Raw genomic sequence first — 21,851 nt, 5'->3', positions numbered from 1 at the left:
CTAGGCCAAACGGAACCTAAACGGAAACGGTTTCCAGCCGTGCCTGCACCGATAACAGGTCGGCCCAGGCATCCCGCTTGGCCACCGGGTTGCGCAGCAGATAGGCCGGATGCGTCATCGGCATGGCCGGGCGGCCAAAAGCCTGGGTCCAGGTGCCGCGCAGCCGCAGAATGCCGCGACGCCCCAGCGCCGCCTGACAGGGCGTGTTGCCCATCAGCACCACCAGATCGGGCGCGGCCAGTTCGATATGACGGCGCACAAAGGGCATCATCATCGCCATTTCGGCATCTGACGGGTCACGGTTGCCCGGCGGGCGCCACGGTAAAACATTGGTGATATACAGCGCCCGCGTGGCATCAACATGATCGCGTGCCATGCCGATAGCGGCGAACATCTGGTCCAGCAACTGCCCGGCGCGGCCCACGAAAGGGCGGCCCTGACGGTCCTCTTCATCACCCGGCGCCTCGCCCAGAATCAGCACACGGGCGGCAGGGTTGCCATCGGCAAAGACAAAGCGGCGCGCACCCTTTTTCAACTCGATCCCGTCAAAGCGTTCCTGTGCCGCCGCCAGATCCTCCAGCGTCTGCGCGGATTCGGCCATGCGCTGCGCCTCGGCCACCAGCATATCCAGTTCCGGTTCAGCAGCGGCAATGGCGGCGGGCGCGGGGGGGGGGGCGACCGGCCCGGCAGCTGTCGGCGTGGCAGGCGCACGATCCGCCACCGTGAAACGGTCCAGCGGCGCATCCAGAACGGGTTCGTCCGCGCCCATCTCGACCTGCCATTCCAGCAGGGCCAGCGCCGCAGCCGCGTCCAGATCGTCCCAGCGGCCCCCGTCCATCAATCCGTCACCAGCATATAGCCGGTGCCCCGCACGGTTTGCAGGAACCGAGGCTCGCGCGGGTCGGGTTCCAGCTTGCGGCGCAGGCGGGTGATCTGCACGTCAATCGCACGTTCGCTGTTTTCAGTCTCGTCGCCGGGCGCGCCACGGCCCAGATCCTCGATCAGTTCGGCGCGGCTGACCGGCTGGCCCCGGCTGGCGGCCAGCCGCCGCAGCAACGCGCTTTCCGATCCGGTCAGACGCACCGGCGCATCCCCCGACCACAGATCACCCTTTTCCGTGTCATAGCGCAGCGCGCCCATGGTCAGAAACTTGGGCTGAGCGATCTCGGCGGCAGGCATCCGGCGCAGAATCGCGGCGATGCGCAGCAACAGCTCGCGCGGCTCGAACGGCTTGGGCAGATAGTCATCGGCCCCCGATTCCAGTCCGGTTATACGGTCGGATGTCTCGCCCTTGGCGGTCAGCAGCAGAATCGGCGTGGTGATGCGCCGCCGCAGATCGCGGGTCAGGGAAAAGCCATCCTCGCCCGGCATCATCACATCCAGCACGATCAGATCGAATTCCAGGCCGCCCAACAGCCGCCGCGCCTGCGCGGCATCGCGGGCAGCGGTCACGAAATAACCGTGCCGCTGCAAAAAGCGGCGCAGCAGGGTGCGAATCCGTTCGTCGTCATCGACGATCAGAATATGCGTATCGGCAGCCGGGGCGGCGCTGGTCATTGGTTCAGTCCGTCATGTCCTTCATCAACTGATACTGCGCCCGCGTCTTGGGGTCCATCATTGCCTCAAGCACCTGCCGGAACCCGGCCACCGCCTGCGGCCCGGCGGCGCGATAGGCGGCGCGCATCCGGCCCCGCTGCGCCTCGGACAGACGGCGTTCCAGCGCCGCGCCTTTTTCCGTCAGATGCAGCAGCCGTTCACGCCGGTCACGGCGGCCCACGCGGCTGTCCACCAGGCCATCCTCGATCAGCGTGCGCAGGACGCGGTTCAGCGATTGTTTCGTCACGCCCAGAACATCCAGCAGCGCCGTCACCGTCAGCCCTTCATCACGACCGATGAAATGCAGCGCCCGGTGATGCGCCCGGCCATAGCCCATATCGCCCAAAATCATGTCGGGGTCGGCGGTGAACGCGCGATAGGCAAAGAACATCGCCTCGATCCCCCGGCGCAACTGGTCATCCGTCAGGAAAAGCAGCGTTTCCCCGCCCAGCCCCGCAATCCGCGCTGTGTCCTGCATCGGCCGTGGTTCCCCCTGATATGGCAGCGATGTTGACTTTCAAAAATTTGTTGGATAGCCGTCAACCCATCTTGCGAAAGATTTTTCCTGAATGGGGGCTATCCGCGCAAGATTTGAAAAATTCAGGGGTGGGGATGGCGATGACGGCTGCATATGATGATCGCGACGGCAAGATCTGGATGGATGGCAAACTGGTGGACTGGCGCGCGGCCAACGTTCACATCCTGTCCCACGCACTGCACTATGCCAGCTCCGTGTTCGAGGGCGAGCGTTGCTATTCCGGCAAGATATTCAAAAGCCACGAACATTCGCTGCGGCTGATCGAATCGGCGCGGCTGCTGGACATGTCCTCGCCCTATAGTGCCGAAGAAATCGACGCCGCCAAGGATCAGGTGCTGGCCGCCAACGGCTTTACCGACGCCTATGTGCGGGCGGTGATGTGGCGCGGTTCGGGGCAGGATATGGGCGTATCGGCACGGCGCAACCCGGTGCATCTGGCCATCGCCGCCTGGGAATGGGGCAGCTATTACGGCGATGCCAAATGGCAGGGCGCGAAACTGGACGTGGCCAAATGGAAACGCCCCTCGCCCGAAACCATCCCGACCGCGGCCAAGGCTGCCGGTCTTTACATGATCTGCACCATGTCGAAACACGTGGCCGAGGAAAAAGGCTGTTCCGACGCGCTGTTCATGGATTGGGAAGGCTTTGTGGCCGAGGCGACCGGCGCCAACATCTTTTTCGTCAAGGATGGCGAGGTGCATACCCCGCAGGCTGACCGTTTTCTGAACGGCATCACCCGCCAGACCGTCATCCAGATGTTGCGCGACAAGGGCATCACCGTGCATGAGCGCCGCATCAAACCCGAGGAACTGTCGGGTTTCAGCGAATGCTGGCTGACCGGAACCGCCGCCGAGGTGACGCCGGTCGCACAGATCGGCGACTGGCATTTCCAGGTCGGCCAAATGACCCGCGAAATCGCCGAAGATTACGAAAAACTGGTCCGCAGCTGACCAGGACAGCCCCGGCACGCCCTGGCCCTTTACCGTAAATAACGCAACCGCCACTGCATCAGGCGGTTGCACCTGCTCTCTGATATGAACAGCCCGCAAGGGCCTTCCGGTCATTTTGGGGGCTGGCCGCTGCGGGTCGGGGGTCTCGCAGGCATCTTGCGCAGGCTCAGACCTGTATCGGCTTCTTATACGGCGAGATTGGGCAACAATGGCCCGATTGTTTTCCAGAACTGACGCTGGAACAGCTTTCATTCCCTCAGCCTGTAACCCGCCCGCGTGGCATACTGGCGTGAAGGCAAGGCTTCGACGGCAGGTTGATCGGATCAGGTGCCCGCAGAAAAGGCTGCATTGCGGTTTGCGGCAGAGGTCGATCCCCTGACACCCGTCCGGCAGGCACCGCCGACAGCATTCCCCAAAGATGTTTTCAAGACATGCGTCATCCCTTCGGCGTCAAGCGCAGTCCCTTAAAGGAAAAATTGGCCCCTTGGTGCCACCTGAAAGACATTTACATTATGTGTCGCAAAGGGGGCCGGTGCGTCAGGTTTTCATACTGCGCAAAAAATTCAGGCCGTGCGGGAATAGCCCGCCGCGCCCTGCGTTATCACCCCGACATGTCACTGCATCCTGTTAACAATCGCAGGGCCGGCCCAGTTTATCCTCGCATCGACCGTATCAGCACGGCCGATGCCCTTGCCTATTCATACCATCCGGCCACGGGCGATGCGCAGATATTCCGCCGTTTTCCGCCCATCCTCTGCACGGGTCTGCGGGCGGCTGCGCAGCGCCTGGATGGCCGGGTGCATCCCTGACTGACGCTCGTGCTGCGTGAAAGCCCGCAGACGGGCGGTGCTGCTGGCGCGCTGTTGGTCGCTGATGTGACGGGTCATGACTGGTCCTCCTCTGACAAAAGGATAGGCCGAATCGCCCGCAGGCCAAAGCCCCACCTGCGGTTTTCCGCAAATTGCATAAATTATGCGCAAAAGTGGCGCGTCACGCCGCCTTGATGCCATGCGCTGCCGCCAGAACGGCGTGCAGCGCCACCGGGCTGTCGTTGGCCCGCAACTTGCCGCGCAGATCGGGGTCGCGCAGGGTCCGCGACACCAGCGCCAGCGCCTTGAGATGATCGACCCCGGTGCTTTGCGGTGCCAGCAGGGCAAAGACCAGATCGACCGGCTGGCGGTCCACGGCGTCAAAATCCATCGGCCTGTCCAACCGAATGAACAGGCCCACCACCTTGTTCAACGCGTGCAGCCGGGCGTGCGGCACGGCCACGCCATGGCCCACGCCGGTCGCACCCAGGCTTTCGCGTTCCTGCAAGGCATCCAGAACCTCGGCGCTGTTCAGGCCGTATACGCTGGCCGCAAGATCGGCCAGTTCCTGAAACAGCCGCTTTTTCGAGACGATCTGATTGAACGACCGCACCGCCTCGGGTTTCAGGATTTCGCTGATCTGCATGTTTCCCTGATCTTTCAAATCGTCCGGGCGGCAGCACGAACCGCCGCCCGGCACCAGACATCACGACATCGTGCGGGGGTCGATCCACCCCACGTTTCCATCCTCGCGCCGGTGAACGACATTGACGCCACCGTGCTTTTCATTGCGGAACACCAGCAACGGCGCACCGGCCAGCTCCATCTGCATCACCGCATCGCCGACCGACAGGGTGGGCACGCGGGTTTCCATCTCGGCGATGATGATCGGTTCCAATCCCGCGTCGCGCGATTCCCATTCATCCTCATCAGCGGCCAGCACATACATGCCTGCCTGACCGAACTCAACCGGCGACTGCCGTTCCTTGTGGTGATCCTTCAGACGGCGCTTGTAACGGCGCAACTGCTTGTCCATCTTTTCGCGGCACGCCTCGAAGGCGGCATAAACCTCGGACGCAGAGCCCTTGGCCTGAACGGTCAGGCCGGTGGACAGATGCACCACGGCATCGCAGGTATATTGATGCGCATCGCGGGAAAAGGTGATGGCCGCATCGGTCGGCCGCTGCGAATATTTGTCGATCGTCTCACCCAGTTCCGTTTTCACATGCGATGTCAGCGCATCGCCGACATCCAGATGTTTTCCGCTGATGGTATAGCGCATCGCTGGTCCTTTCTTGTTGTCCCGCCGCACCGCCAATGGCTGCGCAACGGATGCGCGAGGGCGGAAATTGCCCCCATACCAACAGTTTGCTGCCGGAATCGTTGCACTGTCAATCGCAGCGCGATGCCGCATCGCGGCATCGCGCGATCACACCATGCGGAAACCTTCGCCCAGATAGACCTGGCGCACGCGGGGATCGGCGACAATTTCATCAGTCGTGCCCGACATCAGCACATGACCATCGTGCAGGATATAGGCGCGATCCACGATCCCCAGCGTTTCGCGCACGTTATGGTCGGTAATCAACACCCCGATGCCACGCGATTTCAGATCATGCACCAGCCCGCGGATTTCATTCACCGCAATCGGATCAACCCCGGCAAAGGGTTCGTCCAGCAGCAGATAGGACGGGTCCGAGGCCAGACAACGGGCGATTTCCACCCGCCGCCTTTCGCCCCCCGACAGCGCCATCGCCGGGGCCTGCCGCAGATGCGCGATGGAAAAATCACCCAGCAATTCTTCCAGCCGGTCGCGGCGGCGGTGGCTGTCATGCTGCGACAGCTCCAGCACGGCCATGATATTCTGTTCGACCGTCAGCCCGCGAAAGATCGACATTTCCTGCGGCAGATAGCCGATCCCCAGCCGCGCCCGGCGAAACATCGGCAACACGGTGGCATCGCGCCCGTCGATCAGCACCTGCCCGGAATCGGCGGCCACCAGCCCGGCAATGCAATAAAAGCAGGTGGTCTTGCCCGATCCGTTCGGTCCCAGCAAGGCCACCACCTCGCCACGGGCCAGATCCATCGACACATCCCGGATCACCGGACGCTTGCGATAGGATTTGCGCAAGGACCGGACATGCAGCCCCTGTCCGCCGGGGTCAGCCCTGCCCGGCATCAGTTGCCACCCGGTTGCAGCACAGACCGGACACGCCCCTGTGCCTGCGCCGTGCCATCGGCCAGATTGACCACAACACGATCCCCGCTCATGACATTGCTGCCCTGCGTCAACAGCACATCGCCGGTCAGCGTGACCATGCCGCTGTCCACCTCGTATCGGGCGGATTGCGCCTCGGCGGCATCCGGCCCGCTGACCAGAACCACCCCGCCCGAAGCATCCAGCGCCCGGATCCGCCGCTGCGGCCCGCTGCCCGCACTGTCGGCATATTCCACCCGCACCGTCTGCGCCGACAGCCGCATGGCCCCCTGCCCGATCACCACATTTCCCTGAAACAGCGCCGTGCCATCGGTCTGGTTCACGCTCAGCGAATCTGCCGACACCTCGACCGGGGCAGAGGTATCGGCGCGCATCCCGCCAAAGGCCACGGTCTGCGCCAGCGCAGGCAGGGCCGTCAGGGTCAGGGCAAGGAATGTGGCACGGAACATGGCAACCTCGGGGCGCGCAGGAAAGGGGTCAGGGCCGGTATAACAGACGCACACCGTCTGTGAAGTTCAAGACGTGACCCGCGCCGGTTTCATCGGGAACCAGATCCATCGCCCCGGCCTCGATCTCTCCGAACGGGGCGGTGGCGGTCACGCCTGTCGTGGCGCTGATCCGGTCGTCGGTCATCAGCGCGGTGATTTCCGGCGCGGTCAGCCGCCAGCCCGACGAGGTGTGCATCTGCACCCCCCCCGACAGATGCACGGAATCCGGGCTGGTTTCGGCCAAAGGGGCCGCCAGATTGGCGATCAGCCCGTCATCACCGGGTGCGCGCCAATCCATCCGCAAGGTGCGGACCTTGCCATCCGCAGGGTCCGTCGATGCCTCGGCCGCGCTCAGCGAAACCTGCGCGCCATCCGGCGTCACCCCGGCATAGCGCGGCGCGGTGATGCGCGGATCGCGGGCCATCTCTTCGGCATCGACCTGCGCATAAGGGATGTTCGGCTCGACCCCCGGTTTGCGGCCCAGCAGGAACAGCGTTGACAGAATCGCCAGCGCCAGCAACGGCAACAGCACGCGCAGCCAACGAACGATTCGCGTGCGGTTCATCACACCATCCCGGCGCGCAGACAGTCGTGAATATGCAGGATGCCGGCGGGCCGCCCATCGTCATCCAGCGCGAACAGGCAGGTGATCTTGCGCGCCTGCATTTCAGCCAGCGCCGCCTCGGCCAGCGCGGTGGGGGAAATGCTGCGCGGGTTCGCGGTCATCACCTGCCCTGCACGACGATCCAAAAGCCCGTCCATGTGGCGACGCAGGTCGCCGTCGGTGATGATGCCGGTCAGCCGCCCCTGCCCGTCCACCACACCCGTCACGCCAAAGCCCATGCGGCTGATCGTCAGCAACGCATCGGCCATCGGCGCGTCGTCAGGCACCAGCGGCATATCGCGGTGCATCAGATCCCCCACCTTGGCCAGCCGCGCGCCCAGCTTGCCGCCGGGATGGAAGGTGCGGAAATGTTCGGGGGTGAACTGCCGGTGCTCCATCAGCGCAACGGCCAACGCATCGCCCAGCGCCAGCGTCATGGTGGTCGATGTCGTGGGCACGATTCCGGTGCCACAGGCCTCGGCCGCCTGCGGCAGAACCAGCGCCACATCCGCCTGCCGCAACAGCGTCGATTCAGGACGCGAGGCCACACCGATCAGCGGGATCGAAAACCGCCGGGTGTGGGCGATCATATCCGCCAGTTCCGGCGTCTCGCCGCTGTTGGACAACATCAGCACGACATCGGCCCGCGTGACCATGCCCAGATCGCCGTGGCTGGCCTCGGCCGGGTGAACGAATTGCGCGGGCGTGCCGGTGCTGGCCAGCGTAGCGGCGATCTTGCGCCCGACATGGCCGGATTTGCCCATGCCCGACACGATCACCCGACCGCCAGCCGCCAGGATCGTATCAACCGCACGATCAAACGCGCCATCCAGCCCGGCAGCCAGTTGCGCCAGCCCCTCGGCCTCGACCGCGATCACCCGCCGCGCTGTTTCGATATATCCGCTCAACCCTGCGCCTGTCTTTCGTTTGAAAATATCCCGGGGGTCCGGGGGCTGGCCCCCGGACCGACAGCTAAATTAATGACTGAAGATGTCCTTTTCATCCCCCCAGCCCAGCAAATCCAGATGCGCGCGGGCGGGCAGGAAATCGAAACAGGCCTGCGCCAGCCCCATCCGGCCTTCGCGTTTCAGACGCTCTTCCAGCACATCCTTCAGCTTGTGCAGGTGCAGCACATCGGATGCCGCGTATTCCAGCTGTGCATCCGACAGATCCTCGGCCCCCCAGTCGCTGGTCTGCTGCTGCTTGGAAATATCCACATCGACCAGTTCGCTCAGCAGATATTTCAGCCCGTGCCGGTCGGTATAGGTGCGCACCAGCTTGGACGCGATCTTGGTGCACCAGACCGGAGCCGTCACCACGCCAAAGGCATTTTCCAGCGCCGCGATGTCAAAGCGGCCAAAGTGGAACAGCTTCAGCACCTGAGGATTGACCAGCATCCGGGTCAGGTTCGGCGCCTCGTGCTGGCCGCGGGCGATCTGCACCAGATGCGCCTGCCCATCGCCCGAGGACAACTGCACCAGACACAGCCGGTCGCGGCGCGGGTCAAGGCCCATGGTTTCGGTGTCGATGGCAACGCTGGGGCCAAGCTCCAGATCGTCGGGCAGGTCGCCCTGATAAAGATGAATGCTCATCACGCGGTCTCTTGCTGATATATCACGCCCCTATGAACCGGATTGCCCGCAATTTCCAGTGCCCAGCGGTTCCGGCAGCGGCATATCCCGCACAAGCTTGTCGCGCTGATGTTCCAGCTGCGGCGGCAGGATCAGCCCGCGTCCCAGACCGGCCAACGGCTCGTCCACCGTGAAGCCGGGACCATGAGTCGCGATTTCCAGCAGATTGCCGCCCGGTTCACGGAAATAGATGCTTTGAAAATAGCGCCGGTCGATCTGCGGCGCAACGTGGACGCCATGGTCGATCAGCCGCTGGCGAAAGGCCAGCCCCACAGCAGAGTCCGGAGCAGAAAAGGCCAGATGATGCACCGCACCCGGACCTTGCCGCGCCGGCGGCAGGTCGGGCTGCACGAAAACATGCAACTCGCCGGCAGGGCCGGGGGGCGCGCCGGGCATGGCAAAGGTCAGCATCCGCCCGCCGCCGCCGGGGTCATCCGCCCCGCCGGTCTGCCGCATCCCCAGCAGCCCGGTCAGAAACCAGCCGCAGACCGCCGCATCGTGAACCGACAGGGCAACCGCCCCCAGCCCCATGATCTGGTGTTCCGCAGGCACCCCGGAACCGTCGTAAATCACGCCGGGCGGGCCAACCGGATCGGCGATCAGCGCCAGCCGCAGCCCTTCGGGGCAGTCGAACAGCAGCGCATCCCACGCGCCCACCTGCCCCCGCGTCACCGCACATCCCGCCGCCGCCAGACGCGCGGCCCAGAAATCCACACTGCCGGGCGGAATACGAAAGCCCACCCGGACAATGGCATTCGTGCCGCGCCGTTCCCGCGCACTGGTCCAGTGAAAAAACGACAAGGTGGCCCCCGGCGTCCCCGCCCCGTCGCCATAGAACAGATGCAGCCCGCCGCTGTCCTCGTTCACGCCGCGCTTGACCAGCCGCAGGCCCAGAATCCCCGCGATGAAATCATGGCAGGCGCGCGGATCGGCGGTGATGGCCGTCACATGATGATACCCGGTCAGCATCGCTTTCCCCTTTCGCGCCGCACAGGATTCGCAGCAGGCAAAAGGCAGGTTAGCCCACCCGGTTTGACAAAGCGTTAATCCGCGCCCGAAATCAGACGCTGACCCCGAACAGCCGCCCCACGCCCGCCGTCACAGCCATGGCAAAGCTGCCCCAGACTACCACCCGCAGGATCGCGCGGCCCATCGGCGCCCCGCCCGCCCGCGCGCCGATCGCGCCCAGCATCACCAGCGCCAGCAGCGTCACCACCAGAACCGCCGGGATGATCTGCCCCGCAGGCGCCAGAAAGCTGGCCGCAACCGGCATGGCCGCCGCCGCCGAAAAGGTCAGCCCCGATGCCAGCGCCGCCTGCAAGGGGTTGGCGGCCAGCGCCTCGCTCAGCCCCAATTCGTCGCGCATATGCGCGCCCAGCGCGTCGTGATGGGTCAGTTCCCACGCCACCTTTTGCGCCGTTTCATCCGACAGGCCCCGGTCGCGCCAGATCGCGGCCAGCTCGGCCATCTCGCCCTCGGGGTCGTTTTTCAGCGCGTCGAGTTCGCGGCGCATATCCGCCCGCTCGATGTCGGTCTGCGAACTGACCGAGACATATTCCCCCGCCGCCATCGACATCGCGCCCGCCGTCAGCCCGGCCACGCCCGCCAGCCCGACCGTCGCCGGATCAGGGGTGGCCGCCGCCACACCCACGATCAGCGAACTGACCGACACGATCCCGTCATTCGCCCCCAGAACCGCCGCGCGCAGCCAGTTCGACCGGCTGATGAAATGCGGATCATCGGGATGGGTGCTGGACAGATGGCGCATGGTCTGGCTCCGGTGGCTAAGGCGGGAATCGTTGCAAGCAAGGCGGCTTCAATACGCCTGCGCCCCGCCAGTTGCAACTGGAACCGGCGCAGCCCCCCGGAAAGCCCCAGCAAGCCCGCGCCATCAACCATCACAAACCCGTCACATTTCCGCCGCAGAGATGTCACACAGGGCGACTAGACGCAGGCTGACCTTGTTGTGGAGCATGTCGATGAAGACCCTTCTTCTTACCACCGTCGCGACCTTTGGTCTGGCTGGCCTGGCCGCCGCCGAAACCTTGCCGCAGGCCGATACCGATTGGTTCAAGAACGCGCAGGCGACCATTCAGGAACGTCTGGCGGTGCAGCCGATCACCGGCACCGCGAAAAACGTGATCCTGTTCACGGCTGACGGCAACGGCGTCGGCACCAACTATGCGATCCGCCTGTATTCCGGTCAGCTGGAGGGCGGGCTTGGCGATGATTACGTCCAGCCGCACGAACGGTTTCCCAATGTCGCGCTGGTGAAAACCTATACCTCGAACGGCCAGACCGCCGATTCCGCGCCGACTGCTGGCGCCATGAACTCGGGCGTCAAAGGCAAGAACGGCATGATCAACATCATGGATCACGTCTCTGTCGGCGATTGCGCCGCCGGTGCCGATGCCGGGACCAAGACCTTTGCCGAGATCGTGTCGGAAATGGGCAAATCGGTCGGCGTCATCTCGACCGCGCGCATCACCCACGCCACTCCGGCGGCAGTCTATGCCCGCACCGTGCATCGCGATTATGAATCCGACGCGCAGGTGCCCGAGGGCTGCGACCAGAAAGACATCGCCGCGCAGATGATGGATCAGCTGAACGCGGGCGTTCTGGACGTGGTTCTGGGTGGTGGCCGCCGCGCTTTCCTGCCGGAAAACGTCGCCGACACCGAAGGCCGCAATGGCCAGCGTCAGGACGGCCGCAACATGATCGAGGAATTGCAGGCCGCTGGCGCTCAGGTCGTGTTCGCCGACACCGATTTCGCCGAACTGGACCTGAACGCGACCAACGCGCCGATCGTTGGCCTGTTTGAATCCAGCCATATGATGTATGACCTCGACCGCACCGGCGAACCCTCGCTGGCTGAAATGACCGAGGCCGCGATCACATCGCTGTCGAACAACGAAAACGGCTTTTACCTGAACGTCGAGGGTGGCCGCGTCGATCACGCCAACCACGATGGCAACCTGCACCGCACTGTGGGCGATGGCAAAGCCTTTGCCGATGCCATCGCCAAGGCAATCGAGATGACCGATCCGGCAGAGACCCTAATCATCGTCACCGCCGACCATGAACACGCCATCGCCTTTAACGGCTATTGCGGTCGCGGCTCGAACATCCTTGGCCTGTGCATGCAGGAAAACGACAGCGGCGTCGAACATACCGGCCAGCCAAACCTTGCTGCTGACGGCAAGCCCTATACCGTCGCCGGATTCCTGAACGGCGCCGGTTCGGTTCTGGTCGAACAGGCGCTGCCCGAATCCCCCGAGGGCGAACAGATCGCCAGTGATGCGACCGCGCCCGCCCCGGCAGAATCGACCGAGGCCGAGGCCCCGACGCCGGTCTTTGCCGCCCCCGAAGGCCGCCCGACCGTCACCGAGGAACAGGCCACCGACATCGACTATCTGCAACAGGCGCTGATCCCGATGTCGTCCGAAACCCACGCTGGCACCGATGTTGCCGTCTTTGCCAATGGCCCCTGGGCGCATCTGTTCGGCGGCGTGATCGAGCAGAACGTGATCTTCCACGTCATGCACCACGCCGTCACCGCCGAATAATCTTGTGCTAAACTCAGCATGGCCCCGGCACGTCCGGGGCCATGCGTCATTACGGAAAGGAACCGCCATGCACCGCCGCCAGCTTTTGACCTCGCTTCCCGCCCTTGGCGCCGGTCTGACCTTGCTGGGCCGGCCCGCGCTGGCCGACACGGCCACCCGCCTGCGCGAATTATATAACCGCGACCAAAGCTTTTCCGACTTCGCCCTGTCGCAAGAGGGCAAGCGCACCGAGATCTGGGGCTTTATGGCCCCGCCGCTGAAAGCCGAATCCGAATTTTTCGTGCTGACCAACCGCCCCATGGCCGTCTGCCCCTTTTGCGAGCCGGGGATGCCGTGGCCGACCGATATTCTGGCCGTCTATGCCCGCCGCGTCGTCAATGTCATCGCCTTCAACGTCCCGATCACCTGCACCGGCACGCTGGAACTGGGCGATTACGTCGATCCCGAACTTGGCTTTTATTCCAAAGTCCGGCTGGTGGATGCCACCTACGCCCGCGTCTGACATGACCCCTGACCTGCACCTGACCGACCTCAGCGTGACCTCGGCCGAGGGGCGCACCCTGCTGGACATCCCCGCCCTGCACATCCCCGGCGGCCAGACCGTCGCCCTGCGCGGCCCGTCCGGCGCGGGCAAATCGACGCTGCTGCACGTCCTCAGCGGCTTGGTGCGCCCCGCCGCAGGTCAAGTCCGCTGGGCCAGCCAAGACATCGCCGCCCTGCCCGAGGATGCCCGCGCCCGGTTCCGCCGCGACACCCTTGGCCTGATTTTTCAGGACTGCCATTTGTTTGAGGAACTGTCCGCCCTCGGCAATGCCGCCCTTGCCGCCGCCTTTTCGCCAAAGGACGCCCGCGCGCGGGTCCACGACACGGCGGCGCACTGGCTGACCCGCCTTGGCCTGCCCGACACCACCACCCGCACCGTGGACAGCTATTCCGGGGGCGAGCGTCAGCGCATCGCCGTTGCCCGCGCCTTGGCCGCCGACCCGCCTGTGATCCTCGCCGATGAACCCACCGCCGCGCTGGACCGCACCAACGCCGACCGCCTTGGCCGCGATCTGGTGGCGCTGGCAACCGACGCCGGACGCACGCTGATCACCGTCACCCATGACGACACGCTGGCGGGCCAGATGCAGCGCCGCATCACCCTGACCGATGGCCGCATCACGGATGACACCCATGTCTGACCTCTGGGCCAGCCTGCCGAATCTGGCGCAAGACATCCTGACCGCCCTCGCCCTGCTGCTGCCCGGTCTGCTGGCGGGCCTGCTGGTCATCCGCGGCCTGCGCCCGTTGCCGCTCGCCGCCGCCATGCTGCGCCGCTTTAGCTGGGTCAACGCACTGTTCGTGCTGCTGATCGCCACCTCGGTCGGGCTTGGCGTCGGCCTGCTGGCGCAGGAACGCGGGCTGCGTCAGGGATCGGCCCGCGCCGCCGAGCCCTTCGATCTGATCGTCGCCGCACCGGGCAGCGAGATCACGGTGATGATGGCCGCCGTCTATCTGCAACCCTCGGACATGGGGCTGGTCACGGGCGCGCAATATGACGAGATCGCCAATACCGAAGGCGTCGCCCTCGCCGCCCCCATCGCCTTTGGCGACAGTTATCAGGGTGCCCCCGTCGTCGGCACCACCGCCGAATTCGTCACCCACCTTGCCGGCACCCTCGCCGCTGGCCGCATGTTTGAAACGGCACACGAGGCCGTCGCCGGTGCGTTCGCCCCCGCGCCCATCGGCACCCGCTTTACCCCCGCTCATGGCACCGGCCATGACACCGACGACCACGGGCATGAAGGGTTCGAATACCACGTCACCGGCCAGATGGCCCCGACCGGCAGCCCGTGGGACCGCGCCATCCTTGTTCCCGTCGAAGGCGTCTGGGAAATCCACGGCCTGCCCAACGGCCACGCCGCAGGCGACACTCGCATCGGCCCGCCCTTCATCGCCGAATACATGCCCGGCACCCCCGCCGTGCTGGTCCGCGCCACCGAACTGTGGGGCAATTATTCCCTGCGATCCCGGTTCACGCGCGGTGACCTGATGGCCTTCTTCCCCGGCACGGTGCTGGCGCAACTGCACAGCCTGATGGGCGAAGTGCGCAGCGCCATGTCGCTGATGGCGGTGCTGACGCAGGTGCTGGTCACGCTGTCGGTGCTGATCGGGCTGATGATCCTCGTCCGCCTCGTCGCCCGCAGCCTCGCCCTGCTGCGCGCCATCGGCGCGCCGTTGCGGTTTGTCTTTGCCGTGGTCTGGACTTATTCCGCCGCGCTGATCCTGACCGGGGCCGCGCTTGGCCTCGCCCTCGGCTGGATCGCGGCGCGGGTCATCTCGACCATCGTCACCACCCGGACCGATGTGCTGGTGACGGCCAACCTCGGCTGGCCCGAACTGCACCTCGTCGCCGCCTTCATCAGCCTGACCCTGCTTTTGGCGCTGGTCCCGGCATGGATGGCCGTCCGCCGCCCGCTGCTGACCGACTTGCGGGGGTAAGGGCGCACGCTTAAGCTGACCCAAACCCAAAAGGATCAGACAATGAAAGCAGTCGGTTTAACCGAATACGGCGGCCCCGAGGTTCTGCATCTGGTGGACCTGCCCCTGCCCGAACCCGGCGCGGGGGAACTGCGCATCAAGGTCACAGCCGCCGCGATCCACCCCGCCGATCTGATGCTGCGCAAGGGCGCGCTGGCCGAATGGTATGGCGACACGCCCAAACCTTATGTGCCCGGCATGGATATTGCCGGAGTTGTCGATGCCTTCGGGCCGGGGGCCAAGGCCAGCAGCGGCCTGACCCTCGGCGCCAAGGTGGTGGCGCTGGTCAATACCTTCGGCACGCATGGTGGCTACAGCGAATATGTGGTGCTGCCCGCCGCCTCGGTCGCCGCCGCCCCGCGCGGGATCAGCGCGCCTCAGGCGGCGTCTTTCCTGATGCCCGCCATGACCGCGCGGGCCGGGCTGGATATGCTGGCGCTGCAAAAGGGCGATGCGCTGCTGGTGGCGGGCGCTGCCGGGGCGGTCGGGCGCTTTGTCGTGGCGCTGGCCCATGCCGACGGACTGCGGGTGATCGCGCTGGCCGATGAATCCGATGCGGCGATGCTGCGCGATCTGGGCGCCGATACCCTCGTGCCACGCAGCGCCGATTTCGCCCAGGCGATGCAGGCCGTCGCCCCCGAAGGCGTGGCCGGCCTGTTCGACACCACCCCCGCGCATGCCCAGCATATCCCGGCGCTGCGCGACGGCGGCAGCGTCGTGTCCACCAGCGCCGATCCCGGCGATCCCGGCCGGGGCATCCGCACGGCGATGGTCAACGTGCGCAACCACATGACCGATCACGCCGCCATCGCCCGCCTGCGCGACATGGCCGAAAACGGCCAACTGCCGCTGAACGTCGCCGCCACCTTCCCCGCGACCAAGGCCGTCGCCGCGCATCAGCTGTTCGATGCGAGCGGACAGGCAAAAGGGCGCATCCTGATTTTGTTTTAGGTAACAAAGACGGCAATCGTCTGAAGCAGACCAAGCCGCCCGCTGGCGGATTTGCAGGGGCGAGGCAGGATCACACCCTCAGCAGACGCGCTTTCAACCCGTCAGGATAAAGCCGAGGCCCATCAGCCAGATCAAGCGCGTCCAGCGCAAACCATTCGGCAAAACATCGCGTTCCATCATCCTCTTGGAACTGAATGCGCGTTTCGCCCGCAAAAGCGCCCCCCGGAAAAGCGACATCGAAGATCGCCAGCACCTCATGTCCAAGCCTGCCTTCATGGCAATAGATATTCTCCATGAAAACGGGCGCTACGGTGATTTCGACCGTGATCCCCAATTCTTCCTGAAATTCGCGGATGACCGCCGCTTCAGCGGTCTCGCCAAATTCCACCGGCCCGCCCAAAGGGCGCACGCCTTTCACAGATCCCCCGTCATCCAGAACTTCAGCCGCAAGAAGCCTGTCGTGCCGCCAGTGGATACCAAGGGCTTTAAAGCGGATATGCGGTGCGGGTCGCCAAACTGTCATCAACAGGGATGACAGAACGTCGTCACCCACGGCAACCGGCGCGCGATCACCCCATATGCGCCCCGCAACACCCCGGCCTTTACCGCGCGCCCGGTCAACCACCCGTTAACCTCTGCGCCACCACCTGTGTACAGCCTGTGTACAACCTGTGCACAGGTGGTGCACAGGTTGTGCAGCCCAAACCCCAGCAATTGCTGACGCCGCAACACCTGCCCCGCACCGTCAGCGCAACAGCAACGCCCGCCCCCGTTGCGCGCGCCCAAAGGTTAACGCCGCCATCGTCTTTCGTTTCCAAATATCCCGAGGGTCCGGGGGCTGGCCCCCGGCCTTCGGGGGCAAGGCCGCCCTTAATGCACATGCCCCGCATGGCTGTGCGCCGTGGCATTCCGTGCGCCGATCTCGGCATGGGCGTCCAGATGCACATCGCCGATCTGGACCGCGATCTCTAGCGCATCCCCCGCCGTCAAAGCCCGCGGCAAACGATCCAGCCGCAGCGCCAATACACGCGGCTCCAGCGCGACCTTATGCCCCGCAGTCAGCGGCAGAGCGGGCAGAACCACCCAGCGTTCGCCCGATGATCCGTATTGAAAACCAACGACTTGCAGCGGTTGAGCCAAAGCCGCGCCGCCGGTCAGGGCGGTATCGGCCCCCGACAGGTTCTCAAGCTCCAGATAGATCAGCGCCTCCTCGCCCGCTGACCGCGCCGGGGTCCAGACATGCAGGAGGCGCAGCCCGTCCGCTTCGCTGACATGATGGGCATGATCACCCCCGGCCGGCGCAATGGCGGGAAACAGGGCAAGGCTCAGGGCGATCAGGCTGCGGCGCATGGGAAACCTCTTTTTTGCGTCCGTATCCAAGCGCATAGATATGTCACCCATATGACCATCGCCACGCACCTGCCGTAAAAGGTGCCTTGACGCGATGTCCCTGTCCGGCCCAAATCCCCCACAACAAAGGGAGATGATGATGACAAAGTTCTTTTTCTGCACAGCCAGCGCGCTGGCGTTCGCTGTCACCGCCGCCACCGCCGCCGAGGTCAAGATCGGCTATGCGCTGGCCGAAGACAGCCATTACGGCGCCGCTGCCCGCGCCTTTGAAGAAACGCTGAAATCCGAACTGGGCGACACCTTCACCGTGCGGCATTTCCCCTCGTCGGGGCTGGGCGGCGAACGCGAGGTGATCGAGGGCCTGCAACTGGGCACGGTCGAGGCGATGATCGCATCCTCTGGCACGCTGTCGAATTTCGTTCCCGAAGTCGGCGTGTTCGACATCCCCTTCCTGTTCCGCGATCTGGACCACGCCCGGCAGGTGCTGGATGGTCCCATCGGTCAGGATATGCTGGCAAAATTCGATAATGTCGGCACCCATGGGCTGGCATGGGGCGAACAGGGATTCCGCCACATCACCAACAACCGCAACCCGATCAGCACGCCCGAAGACATGGCCGGGCTAAAGATCCGCACCATGGAAAACCCGATCCATATCCGCGCGTTCGAGGCACTGGGCGCGGCCCCCACGCCGATGGCCTGGCCCGAGGTGATCCCGGCGCTGGAACAAGGCGCCATCGACGGGCAGGAAAACCCGCTGTCGGTGATCGTATCCGCCAATCTTGGCGAGGTGCAGAAATATCTGACCCTTGACGGCCACGTCTATTCCTCGGCCATCGTTCTGGTGTCGCAGCGGCTGTGGAACGATCTGGACGACACGCAGAAGGCCGCCTTTGAAAAGGCCGGCGATGCCGCCGCCGCCGCGATGCGCGCCTATGTCGATCAGGTCGAGGTCGAGGGCGTCGAGACCCTGCAAGCGCGCGGGATGGAGGTGAACACCCTGACGCCCGAACAAAAACAGGTGTTTCAGGACCGTCTGGCCGACACCTATGCCACCTATCAGGGTCAGTTCGGACAGGACCTGATGGACAGCATCCTTGCCGCCCAATGACAGAGCACACCCGGATCACCGAACGGCTTGAGCGTGGCTTTGTCACGCTCAACGCCGCCGTTATCGTCGCGCTGCTGGTGGTGATGTGCGTCACCGTCGGCTGGAACGTGGGGCTGCGCTATTTCACCAACCGCTCGCTGCCATGGGCGGACGAGGTGGCACGCTATGCGATGATCTGGATGAGCTTTCTGGGCGCCGGACTGGCCTTGCGTGAAGGCGCGCATGTGGCCCTGTCCAATCTGCAAGCCGCGCTGCCCGATGCGGTGGCTCGGGGCCTGCGGGCGCTGGTTCTGCTGCTGCTCGTGGGTTTTTTCGCGGCGATGATCTGGATCGGCTGGGATTACGCCACCCGCGCGCAGTTTCAGCGGTCGGCGGCGCTGCGGCTGTCGATGTCATGGGTCTATCTGGCGATGCCGGTGGGCTTTGCGCTGCTGACCGTGCACCTGCTGCTGATCGCCCGCCGCTATCTGCGCCACGGGCTGGACCGCGATGAAAACGAGGCCGTCTGACCGATGATTACCCTGATGATCGTGGCCTTTCTGATCTTTGTCGCCATCGGCGTGCCGGTGGCCTTTGCGCTGGGGCTGTCGGCCTTTGTCGCGCTTGGCATCCTTGGCCCCTATCCGCTGTTGGTGATCCCCAAGGAAATGTTTTCCGGGATCGACAGTTTTCCCTTGCTGGCGGTGCCGTTTTTTATTCTGGCGGCGGAAATCATGTCGGCGGGCGCGATTTCGCAGGCGCTGCTGCGCTTTGCGACGCAATTCGTCGGCCATCTGCGCGGCGGTCTGGGCCATGCCAACGTGCTGTCACAGACGCTGTTCGCGGGCATTTCCGGTTCCGCGCTGGCCGATGCCGCCGGGCCGGGCGCGATCATGACCCGGATGATGGAGCGCGGCGGCTATGACCGCGCCTATGCCGGGGCGCTGACCATTTCCAGCGCGGTGGTCGGGCCGATCATCCCACCGTCGATCACGATGATTATCTATGCGCTTCAGGATCAGAGAGTCTCGGTTGGGTCGCTGTTCATGGCGGGCATCCTGCCGGGCCTGCTGATTTCCGCCACCATGGCCGTGGTGAACGCCATCATCAGCCGCCGCCGCAACTATCGCGGCACCGGCCAACGCCCCGGCTGGGGCGAGATGGGGCGCACCACGCTGTATGCCCTGCCCTCGCTGCTGCTGATCGTGCTGATCGTGGGCGGCATCCGCAGCGGCATCACCACGCCCACCGAAGCATCGGTGATGGCGGTGTTCTATGCGCTGGTCATCAGCACCGTGATCTATCGCAGCCTGTCGCTGGCCGCGCTGTGGGATGCGCTGCGCCGCGCGGCCATCATGTCGGTGGCGGTGCTGCTGATTCTGGCCTCGGCCCGCGCCTTTGCCTGGGTGCTGATTATCGAGGGCGTGCCGCAGGCGCTGGCGCAATATGTCGTGGCGCTGGAGCTGTCGCCGATCATGTTCCTGCTGGCGGTGAACCTGCTGCTGCTGATCTTTGGCATGTTCATGGACCCTCTGCCGGGGGTGATGATCCTTGTGCCGATCCTTGCGCCCATTGCCTATTCGCTGGGGATCGCGCCGAACCATTTTGCCATCGTGGTCATCGTGAACCTGACCTTTGGCCTGCTGACCCCCCCCGTGGGCGGGCTGATCTTTGTGATTTCAGCCGCGACGAACCAAAAGCCGGGCGCGCTGATCCGCGAATTGCCGCCGTTTCTGGGGGCGGCCATTCTGGTGCTGCTGATCCTGACCTTTGTTCCGGCCTTGTCCACATGGCTGCCCGCGCTCAGCGGTTACCGCTGATGGTGCAGGCGCGGCGCATCATCGCGATGGCGATGATCGCCGCCATCGGCGCGGGCACGGCAGAGGCGCAAGGCCATCCGCTGATGCTGAACGGGCAGGTCTCGCCCGACGGGGCGGCGCTGCGGCTGGACTGGCCGATTGCGCCGCGCGGCATGGCGCAGGTGTTCCGCCGCGATCTGGGGCAAACCGGGCCGCAGACATGGCAGCCCGTCACCCAACCCGGCACCGCGCGCCTGTTGACCGACAGCCTGCCCACAGGAATCGCCCGCGAATATCAGGTGCGGATCACGGGTGCCCGTCCGGCCACCGCCGTCTGGGCAGCCGGACATCAGGTGCCCGCGCAGGCCGATCAGGGCGCGGCGCTGATGATCGTCGATGATACGCTGGCCGATGATCTGGCGGCGGCGCTGGATCTGTTCCAATCCGACCTGACCGGCGCGGGATACCGGGTCACGCGGCATCTGTCGCCGCGCGCCGCCGATGGCGCGGCCGATAATCTTGGCCGCGCCATGGCGTTACGCCGCTGGATCACCGCGCAGTTCCGGGCAGACCCCGACACGCCGCATACGGTGATCCTGATCGGGCATCTGCCGATTGTGCGCACGGGCCGGGTGAACCCGGATGGCCACGGCCCCCACGCCGTGCCGACGGATCTGTTCTATGCCGACCCGGACGGGTTCTGGCCCCCCGCCCCCGGCGCGGATGGCACAGCGCAACTGATGCCGGGCACCCTGCCCGCCGATGGCATCCGCATGCAGATCGGGCGCATCGACTTTGCCCTGCTGGACGACCGTTTCGGCGGCGAGTTGCCGCTGCTGCGCGCCTATTTCGACCGCAATCACCGCTGGCGGCACGGGCAGTCGGGCGATCCGCGCCGCGCCTATGCAGGCAGCCCGCATCTGATGGTCGAGCGGAATGCGGTGAACAATATCGTCGGCCCGGATGCGGTGACGACAGGCGGGCATCACGACACAGCGGGCGGTGGCCCCTTTCTGATCGGCGTCGATTTCGGCCAATGGAGTGGCGGCGGCTATCACGCCCTGCCCCCGTCCGAGGCCACCTTCGCCCTTAATTTCGGCAGCGCCAAACATCGCTTTGACCAGCGCAACAATGCCATGACAGCCTTGCTGGCACAGCCCGGCCCGCTGGCCGTGGGCTGGGGCGGCAGGCCCGCGTGGCAGCTGCACGGCATGGCCTTGGGCGAAAGCATCGGGCAGGCGCATCTGCGCACGGTGAACAACGGCCATGCCTCGCGCGGGGGGCTGGAAACGCGCGATTATCCGGCGAATGGTCATTACGACTGGCTGAACCCGCCCTGGGTGAACCTGCTGGGCGACCCGACATTGCGCCCCTTTCCGCTGCCCCCGGTCAGCGATGCGCGGGCCGAAACCACGCCGCAGGGCACCCGCCTGCGCTGGACCTTGCCAGACGGGGCCGATGGCGCGCTGATCCTGCGGGCGCAGGGGGATGGCCCCTATCAGGCGCTGAATGCCGGCGATCTGGCGACGACCGAGTTTCTGGACCCGGCACCACCGCCCGGCGCGCATTACCTGATCCGGGCCAACGGGCTGGCGCAGGTTCATGCCGGATCGTTCCACCGGCTGGCGCAGGGCATCACGGTCGCTGCCCCCTGACAACGCCCCCCCCCCCCCGGCCCAGGGGCCCCCCCCCCGGCACCCCCCCCCCGGTTGCCCGCGGGGGGCCCCCCCCCGGGCGG

25 protein-coding genes are annotated in these 21,851 nt (G+C 65.2%); 10 read left to right on the top strand and 15 right to left on the bottom strand.

Annotated elements, in window-relative coordinates:
* Nucleotides 1–16: 16 nt before the first annotated feature.
* Genes Q4G22_RS05490 through Q4G22_RS05480 form a run of 3 tightly spaced genes read right to left on the bottom strand, consistent with a single transcriptional unit; the run spans nucleotide 17 to nucleotide 2,074 of the window.
* On the bottom strand, nucleotides 17–838 hold the full coding sequence (locus Q4G22_RS05490; protein ID WP_303384897.1) for a uracil-DNA glycosylase family protein: 822 nt from the start codon (nucleotides 836–838) through the stop codon (nucleotides 17–19).
* Nucleotides 838–1,557 carry a response regulator gene (locus Q4G22_RS05485; protein WP_303384896.1) on the bottom strand — a complete coding sequence of 240 codons (720 nt, stop codon included), beginning with the start codon at nucleotides 1,555–1,557 and terminating at the stop codon, nucleotides 838–840. Before Q4G22_RS05485 ends, Q4G22_RS05490 begins: the two co-directional genes overlap by 1 nt.
* Before the next feature lie 4 nt (nucleotides 1,558–1,561).
* On the bottom strand, nucleotides 1,562–2,074 hold the full coding sequence (locus Q4G22_RS05480; protein ID WP_303384895.1) for a MarR family winged helix-turn-helix transcriptional regulator: 513 nt from the start codon (nucleotides 2,072–2,074) through the stop codon (nucleotides 1,562–1,564).
* Nucleotides 2,075–2,214: 140 nt separating this feature from the next.
* On the opposite strand from Q4G22_RS05480, the gene Q4G22_RS05475 reads away from it, so the two are divergent.
* The gene (locus Q4G22_RS05475) at nucleotides 2,215–3,084 is read left to right on the top strand and encodes a branched-chain amino acid aminotransferase (protein WP_303384894.1); all 870 of its coding nucleotides are present in this window, start codon (nucleotides 2,215–2,217) and stop codon (nucleotides 3,082–3,084) included.
* Nucleotides 3,085–3,782: 698 nt separating this feature from the next.
* On the opposite strand, the gene Q4G22_RS05470 is transcribed toward Q4G22_RS05475, so the two are convergent.
* From Q4G22_RS05470 to Q4G22_RS05425, 10 genes are all read right to left on the bottom strand, one after another.
* A complete protein-coding gene (locus tag Q4G22_RS05470) occupies nucleotides 3,783–3,971 on the bottom strand; it encodes a hypothetical protein (protein WP_303384893.1) in 189 nt (62 codons plus the stop codon).
* A 103-nt stretch (nucleotides 3,972–4,074) separates the two neighbouring features.
* Nucleotides 4,075–4,539 (bottom strand): PTS sugar transporter subunit IIA, encoded by a 465-nt coding sequence (locus tag Q4G22_RS05465; RefSeq protein ID WP_303384892.1) that lies wholly within the window; start codon nucleotides 4,537–4,539, stop codon nucleotides 4,075–4,077.
* A 60-nt stretch (nucleotides 4,540–4,599) separates the two neighbouring features.
* Nucleotides 4,600–5,175: a ribosome-associated translation inhibitor RaiA gene (gene raiA / locus Q4G22_RS05460; protein ID WP_303384891.1), complete on the bottom strand. Its 576-nt coding sequence runs from the start codon at nucleotides 5,173–5,175 to the stop codon at nucleotides 4,600–4,602.
* A gap of 147 nt (nucleotides 5,176–5,322) precedes the next feature.
* The gene (gene lptB / locus Q4G22_RS05455; protein ID WP_303384890.1) at nucleotides 5,323–6,072 is read right to left on the bottom strand and encodes an LPS export ABC transporter ATP-binding protein; all 750 of its coding nucleotides are present in this window, start codon (nucleotides 6,070–6,072) and stop codon (nucleotides 5,323–5,325) included.
* Nucleotides 6,072–6,560: an LptA/OstA family protein gene (locus tag Q4G22_RS05450; protein WP_303384889.1), complete on the bottom strand. Its 489-nt coding sequence runs from the start codon at nucleotides 6,558–6,560 to the stop codon at nucleotides 6,072–6,074. The genes lptB and Q4G22_RS05450 overlap by 1 nt, the downstream gene beginning before the upstream one ends.
* 28 nt (nucleotides 6,561–6,588) lie before the next feature.
* Nucleotides 6,589–7,164, bottom strand: a complete 576-nt coding sequence (locus tag Q4G22_RS05445; RefSeq protein WP_303384888.1) for a hypothetical protein — start codon at nucleotides 7,162–7,164, stop codon at nucleotides 6,589–6,591.
* A complete protein-coding gene (locus Q4G22_RS05440) occupies nucleotides 7,164–8,111 on the bottom strand; it encodes an SIS domain-containing protein (protein WP_303384887.1) in 948 nt (315 codons plus the stop codon). Before Q4G22_RS05440 ends, Q4G22_RS05445 begins: the two co-directional genes overlap by 1 nt.
* Nucleotides 8,112–8,180: 69 nt before the next feature.
* Nucleotides 8,181–8,795 (bottom strand): ribonuclease D, encoded by a 615-nt coding sequence (locus tag Q4G22_RS05435; RefSeq protein WP_303384886.1) that lies wholly within the window; start codon nucleotides 8,793–8,795, stop codon nucleotides 8,181–8,183.
* Nucleotides 8,796–8,825: 30 nt separating this feature from the next.
* Complete coding sequence (locus tag Q4G22_RS05430; RefSeq protein WP_303384885.1) at nucleotides 8,826–9,803, bottom strand: VOC family protein; 978 nt, start codon at nucleotides 9,801–9,803, stop codon at nucleotides 8,826–8,828.
* Between the two features lie 91 nt (nucleotides 9,804–9,894).
* Nucleotides 9,895–10,602 (bottom strand): VIT family protein, encoded by a 708-nt coding sequence (locus Q4G22_RS05425; RefSeq protein WP_303384884.1) that lies wholly within the window; start codon nucleotides 10,600–10,602, stop codon nucleotides 9,895–9,897.
* Between the two features lie 211 nt (nucleotides 10,603–10,813).
* On the opposite strand from Q4G22_RS05425, the gene Q4G22_RS05420 reads away from it, so the two are divergent.
* The 5 genes from Q4G22_RS05420 to Q4G22_RS05400 all read left to right on the top strand — a co-directional run bounded on the left by Q4G22_RS05420 (nucleotide 10,814) and on the right by Q4G22_RS05400 (nucleotide 15,874).
* Nucleotides 10,814–12,400: an alkaline phosphatase gene (locus Q4G22_RS05420; RefSeq protein WP_303384883.1), complete on the top strand. Its 1,587-nt coding sequence runs from the start codon at nucleotides 10,814–10,816 to the stop codon at nucleotides 12,398–12,400.
* 67 nt (nucleotides 12,401–12,467) lie between these two features.
* A complete protein-coding gene (locus tag Q4G22_RS05415; protein WP_303384882.1) occupies nucleotides 12,468–12,902 on the top strand; it encodes a hypothetical protein in 435 nt (144 codons plus the stop codon).
* 1 nt (nucleotide 12,903) lies between these two features.
* Nucleotides 12,904–13,584, top strand: coding sequence for an ABC transporter ATP-binding protein (locus tag Q4G22_RS05410; RefSeq protein ID WP_303384881.1), 681 nt, complete (start codon nucleotides 12,904–12,906; stop codon nucleotides 13,582–13,584).
* The gene (locus Q4G22_RS05405; RefSeq protein ID WP_303384880.1) at nucleotides 13,577–14,884 is read left to right on the top strand and encodes an ABC transporter permease; all 1,308 of its coding nucleotides are present in this window, start codon (nucleotides 13,577–13,579) and stop codon (nucleotides 14,882–14,884) included. The genes Q4G22_RS05410 and Q4G22_RS05405 overlap by 8 nt, the downstream gene beginning before the upstream one ends.
* Before the next feature lie 42 nt (nucleotides 14,885–14,926).
* Nucleotides 14,927–15,874: an NADP-dependent oxidoreductase gene (locus Q4G22_RS05400; protein ID WP_303384879.1), complete on the top strand. Its 948-nt coding sequence runs from the start codon at nucleotides 14,927–14,929 to the stop codon at nucleotides 15,872–15,874.
* A 70-nt stretch (nucleotides 15,875–15,944) separates the two neighbouring features.
* On the opposite strand, the gene Q4G22_RS05395 is transcribed toward Q4G22_RS05400, so the two are convergent.
* Complete coding sequence (locus Q4G22_RS05395) at nucleotides 15,945–16,397, bottom strand: NUDIX hydrolase (RefSeq protein WP_303384878.1); 453 nt, start codon at nucleotides 16,395–16,397, stop codon at nucleotides 15,945–15,947.
* A gap of 347 nt (nucleotides 16,398–16,744) precedes the next feature.
* Nucleotides 16,745–17,224, bottom strand: a complete 480-nt coding sequence (locus tag Q4G22_RS05390; RefSeq protein ID WP_303384877.1) for a hypothetical protein — start codon at nucleotides 17,222–17,224, stop codon at nucleotides 16,745–16,747.
* Between the two features lie 139 nt (nucleotides 17,225–17,363).
* Between Q4G22_RS05390 and Q4G22_RS05385 the strand changes: the two genes are divergently transcribed.
* The 4 genes from Q4G22_RS05385 to Q4G22_RS05370 are packed head-to-tail and all read left to right on the top strand — an operon-like array spanning nucleotide 17,364 to nucleotide 21,768.
* The gene (locus Q4G22_RS05385) at nucleotides 17,364–18,335 is read left to right on the top strand and encodes a TRAP transporter substrate-binding protein (RefSeq protein ID WP_303384876.1); all 972 of its coding nucleotides are present in this window, start codon (nucleotides 17,364–17,366) and stop codon (nucleotides 18,333–18,335) included.
* Nucleotides 18,332–18,844 (top strand): TRAP transporter small permease, encoded by a 513-nt coding sequence (locus Q4G22_RS05380; RefSeq protein WP_303384875.1) that lies wholly within the window; start codon nucleotides 18,332–18,334, stop codon nucleotides 18,842–18,844. The genes Q4G22_RS05385 and Q4G22_RS05380 overlap by 4 nt, the downstream gene beginning before the upstream one ends.
* A gap of 3 nt (nucleotides 18,845–18,847) precedes the next feature.
* Nucleotides 18,848–20,134 carry a TRAP transporter large permease gene (locus Q4G22_RS05375; RefSeq protein ID WP_303384874.1) on the top strand — a complete coding sequence of 429 codons (1,287 nt, stop codon included), beginning with the start codon at nucleotides 18,848–18,850 and terminating at the stop codon, nucleotides 20,132–20,134.
* Nucleotides 20,104–21,768, top strand: coding sequence for a hypothetical protein (locus Q4G22_RS05370; RefSeq protein ID WP_303384873.1), 1,665 nt, complete (start codon nucleotides 20,104–20,106; stop codon nucleotides 21,766–21,768). The genes Q4G22_RS05375 and Q4G22_RS05370 overlap by 31 nt, the downstream gene beginning before the upstream one ends.
* Nucleotides 21,769–21,851: the final 83 nt, after the last annotated feature.

This window comes from Paracoccus sp. (in: a-proteobacteria) (assembly GCF_030538655.1).
Lineage (GTDB): Bacteria > Pseudomonadota > Alphaproteobacteria > Rhodobacterales > Rhodobacteraceae > Paracoccus.
Note: the sequence above shows the minus strand (reverse complement) of the source record. Positions and strands in the feature narration are given on the sequence as shown.

Excerpts from the sequence above, each read along its gene's own strand:
- Q4G22_RS05490 (WP_303384897.1), bottom strand. The coding sequence starts at position 838 with ATGGACGGGGGCCGCTGGGACGATCTGGACGCGGCTGCGGCGCTGGCC.
- Q4G22_RS05485 (WP_303384896.1), bottom strand. The coding sequence starts at position 1,557 with ATGACCAGCGCCGCCCCGGCTGCCGATACGCATATTCTGATCGTCGAT.
- Q4G22_RS05480 (WP_303384895.1), bottom strand. The coding sequence starts at position 2,074 with ATGCAGGACACAGCGCGGATTGCGGGGCTGGGCGGGGAAACGCTGCTT.
- Q4G22_RS05475 (WP_303384894.1), top strand. The coding sequence starts at position 2,215 with ATGACGGCTGCATATGATGATCGCGACGGCAAGATCTGGATGGATGGC.
- Q4G22_RS05470 (WP_303384893.1), bottom strand. The coding sequence starts at position 3,971 with ATGACCCGTCACATCAGCGACCAACAGCGCGCCAGCAGCACCGCCCGT.
- Q4G22_RS05465 (WP_303384892.1), bottom strand. The coding sequence starts at position 4,539 with ATGCAGATCAGCGAAATCCTGAAACCCGAGGCGGTGCGGTCGTTCAAT.
- raiA (WP_303384891.1), bottom strand. The coding sequence starts at position 5,175 with ATGCGCTATACCATCAGCGGAAAACATCTGGATGTCGGCGATGCGCTG.
- lptB (WP_303384890.1), bottom strand. The coding sequence starts at position 6,072 with ATGCCGGGCAGGGCTGACCCCGGCGGACAGGGGCTGCATGTCCGGTCC.
- Q4G22_RS05450 (WP_303384889.1), bottom strand. The coding sequence starts at position 6,560 with ATGTTCCGTGCCACATTCCTTGCCCTGACCCTGACGGCCCTGCCTGCG.
- Q4G22_RS05445 (WP_303384888.1), bottom strand. The coding sequence starts at position 7,164 with ATGAACCGCACGCGAATCGTTCGTTGGCTGCGCGTGCTGTTGCCGTTG.
- Q4G22_RS05435 (WP_303384886.1), bottom strand. The coding sequence starts at position 8,795 with ATGAGCATTCATCTTTATCAGGGCGACCTGCCCGACGATCTGGAGCTT.
- Q4G22_RS05430 (WP_303384885.1), bottom strand. The coding sequence starts at position 9,803 with ATGCTGACCGGGTATCATCATGTGACGGCCATCACCGCCGATCCGCGC.
- Q4G22_RS05425 (WP_303384884.1), bottom strand. The coding sequence starts at position 10,602 with ATGCGCCATCTGTCCAGCACCCATCCCGATGATCCGCATTTCATCAGC.
- Q4G22_RS05420 (WP_303384883.1), top strand. The coding sequence starts at position 10,814 with ATGAAGACCCTTCTTCTTACCACCGTCGCGACCTTTGGTCTGGCTGGC.
- Q4G22_RS05415 (WP_303384882.1), top strand. The coding sequence starts at position 12,468 with ATGCACCGCCGCCAGCTTTTGACCTCGCTTCCCGCCCTTGGCGCCGGT.
- Q4G22_RS05410 (WP_303384881.1), top strand. The coding sequence starts at position 12,904 with ATGACCCCTGACCTGCACCTGACCGACCTCAGCGTGACCTCGGCCGAG.
- Q4G22_RS05405 (WP_303384880.1), top strand. The coding sequence starts at position 13,577 with ATGTCTGACCTCTGGGCCAGCCTGCCGAATCTGGCGCAAGACATCCTG.
- Q4G22_RS05400 (WP_303384879.1), top strand. The coding sequence starts at position 14,927 with ATGAAAGCAGTCGGTTTAACCGAATACGGCGGCCCCGAGGTTCTGCAT.
- Q4G22_RS05395 (WP_303384878.1), bottom strand. The coding sequence starts at position 16,397 with ATGACAGTTTGGCGACCCGCACCGCATATCCGCTTTAAAGCCCTTGGT.
- Q4G22_RS05390 (WP_303384877.1), bottom strand. The coding sequence starts at position 17,224 with ATGCGCCGCAGCCTGATCGCCCTGAGCCTTGCCCTGTTTCCCGCCATT.
- Q4G22_RS05385 (WP_303384876.1), top strand. The coding sequence starts at position 17,364 with ATGACAAAGTTCTTTTTCTGCACAGCCAGCGCGCTGGCGTTCGCTGTC.
- Q4G22_RS05380 (WP_303384875.1), top strand. The coding sequence starts at position 18,332 with ATGACAGAGCACACCCGGATCACCGAACGGCTTGAGCGTGGCTTTGTC.
- Q4G22_RS05375 (WP_303384874.1), top strand. The coding sequence starts at position 18,848 with ATGATTACCCTGATGATCGTGGCCTTTCTGATCTTTGTCGCCATCGGC.
- Q4G22_RS05370 (WP_303384873.1), top strand. The coding sequence starts at position 20,104 with ATGGCTGCCCGCGCTCAGCGGTTACCGCTGATGGTGCAGGCGCGGCGC.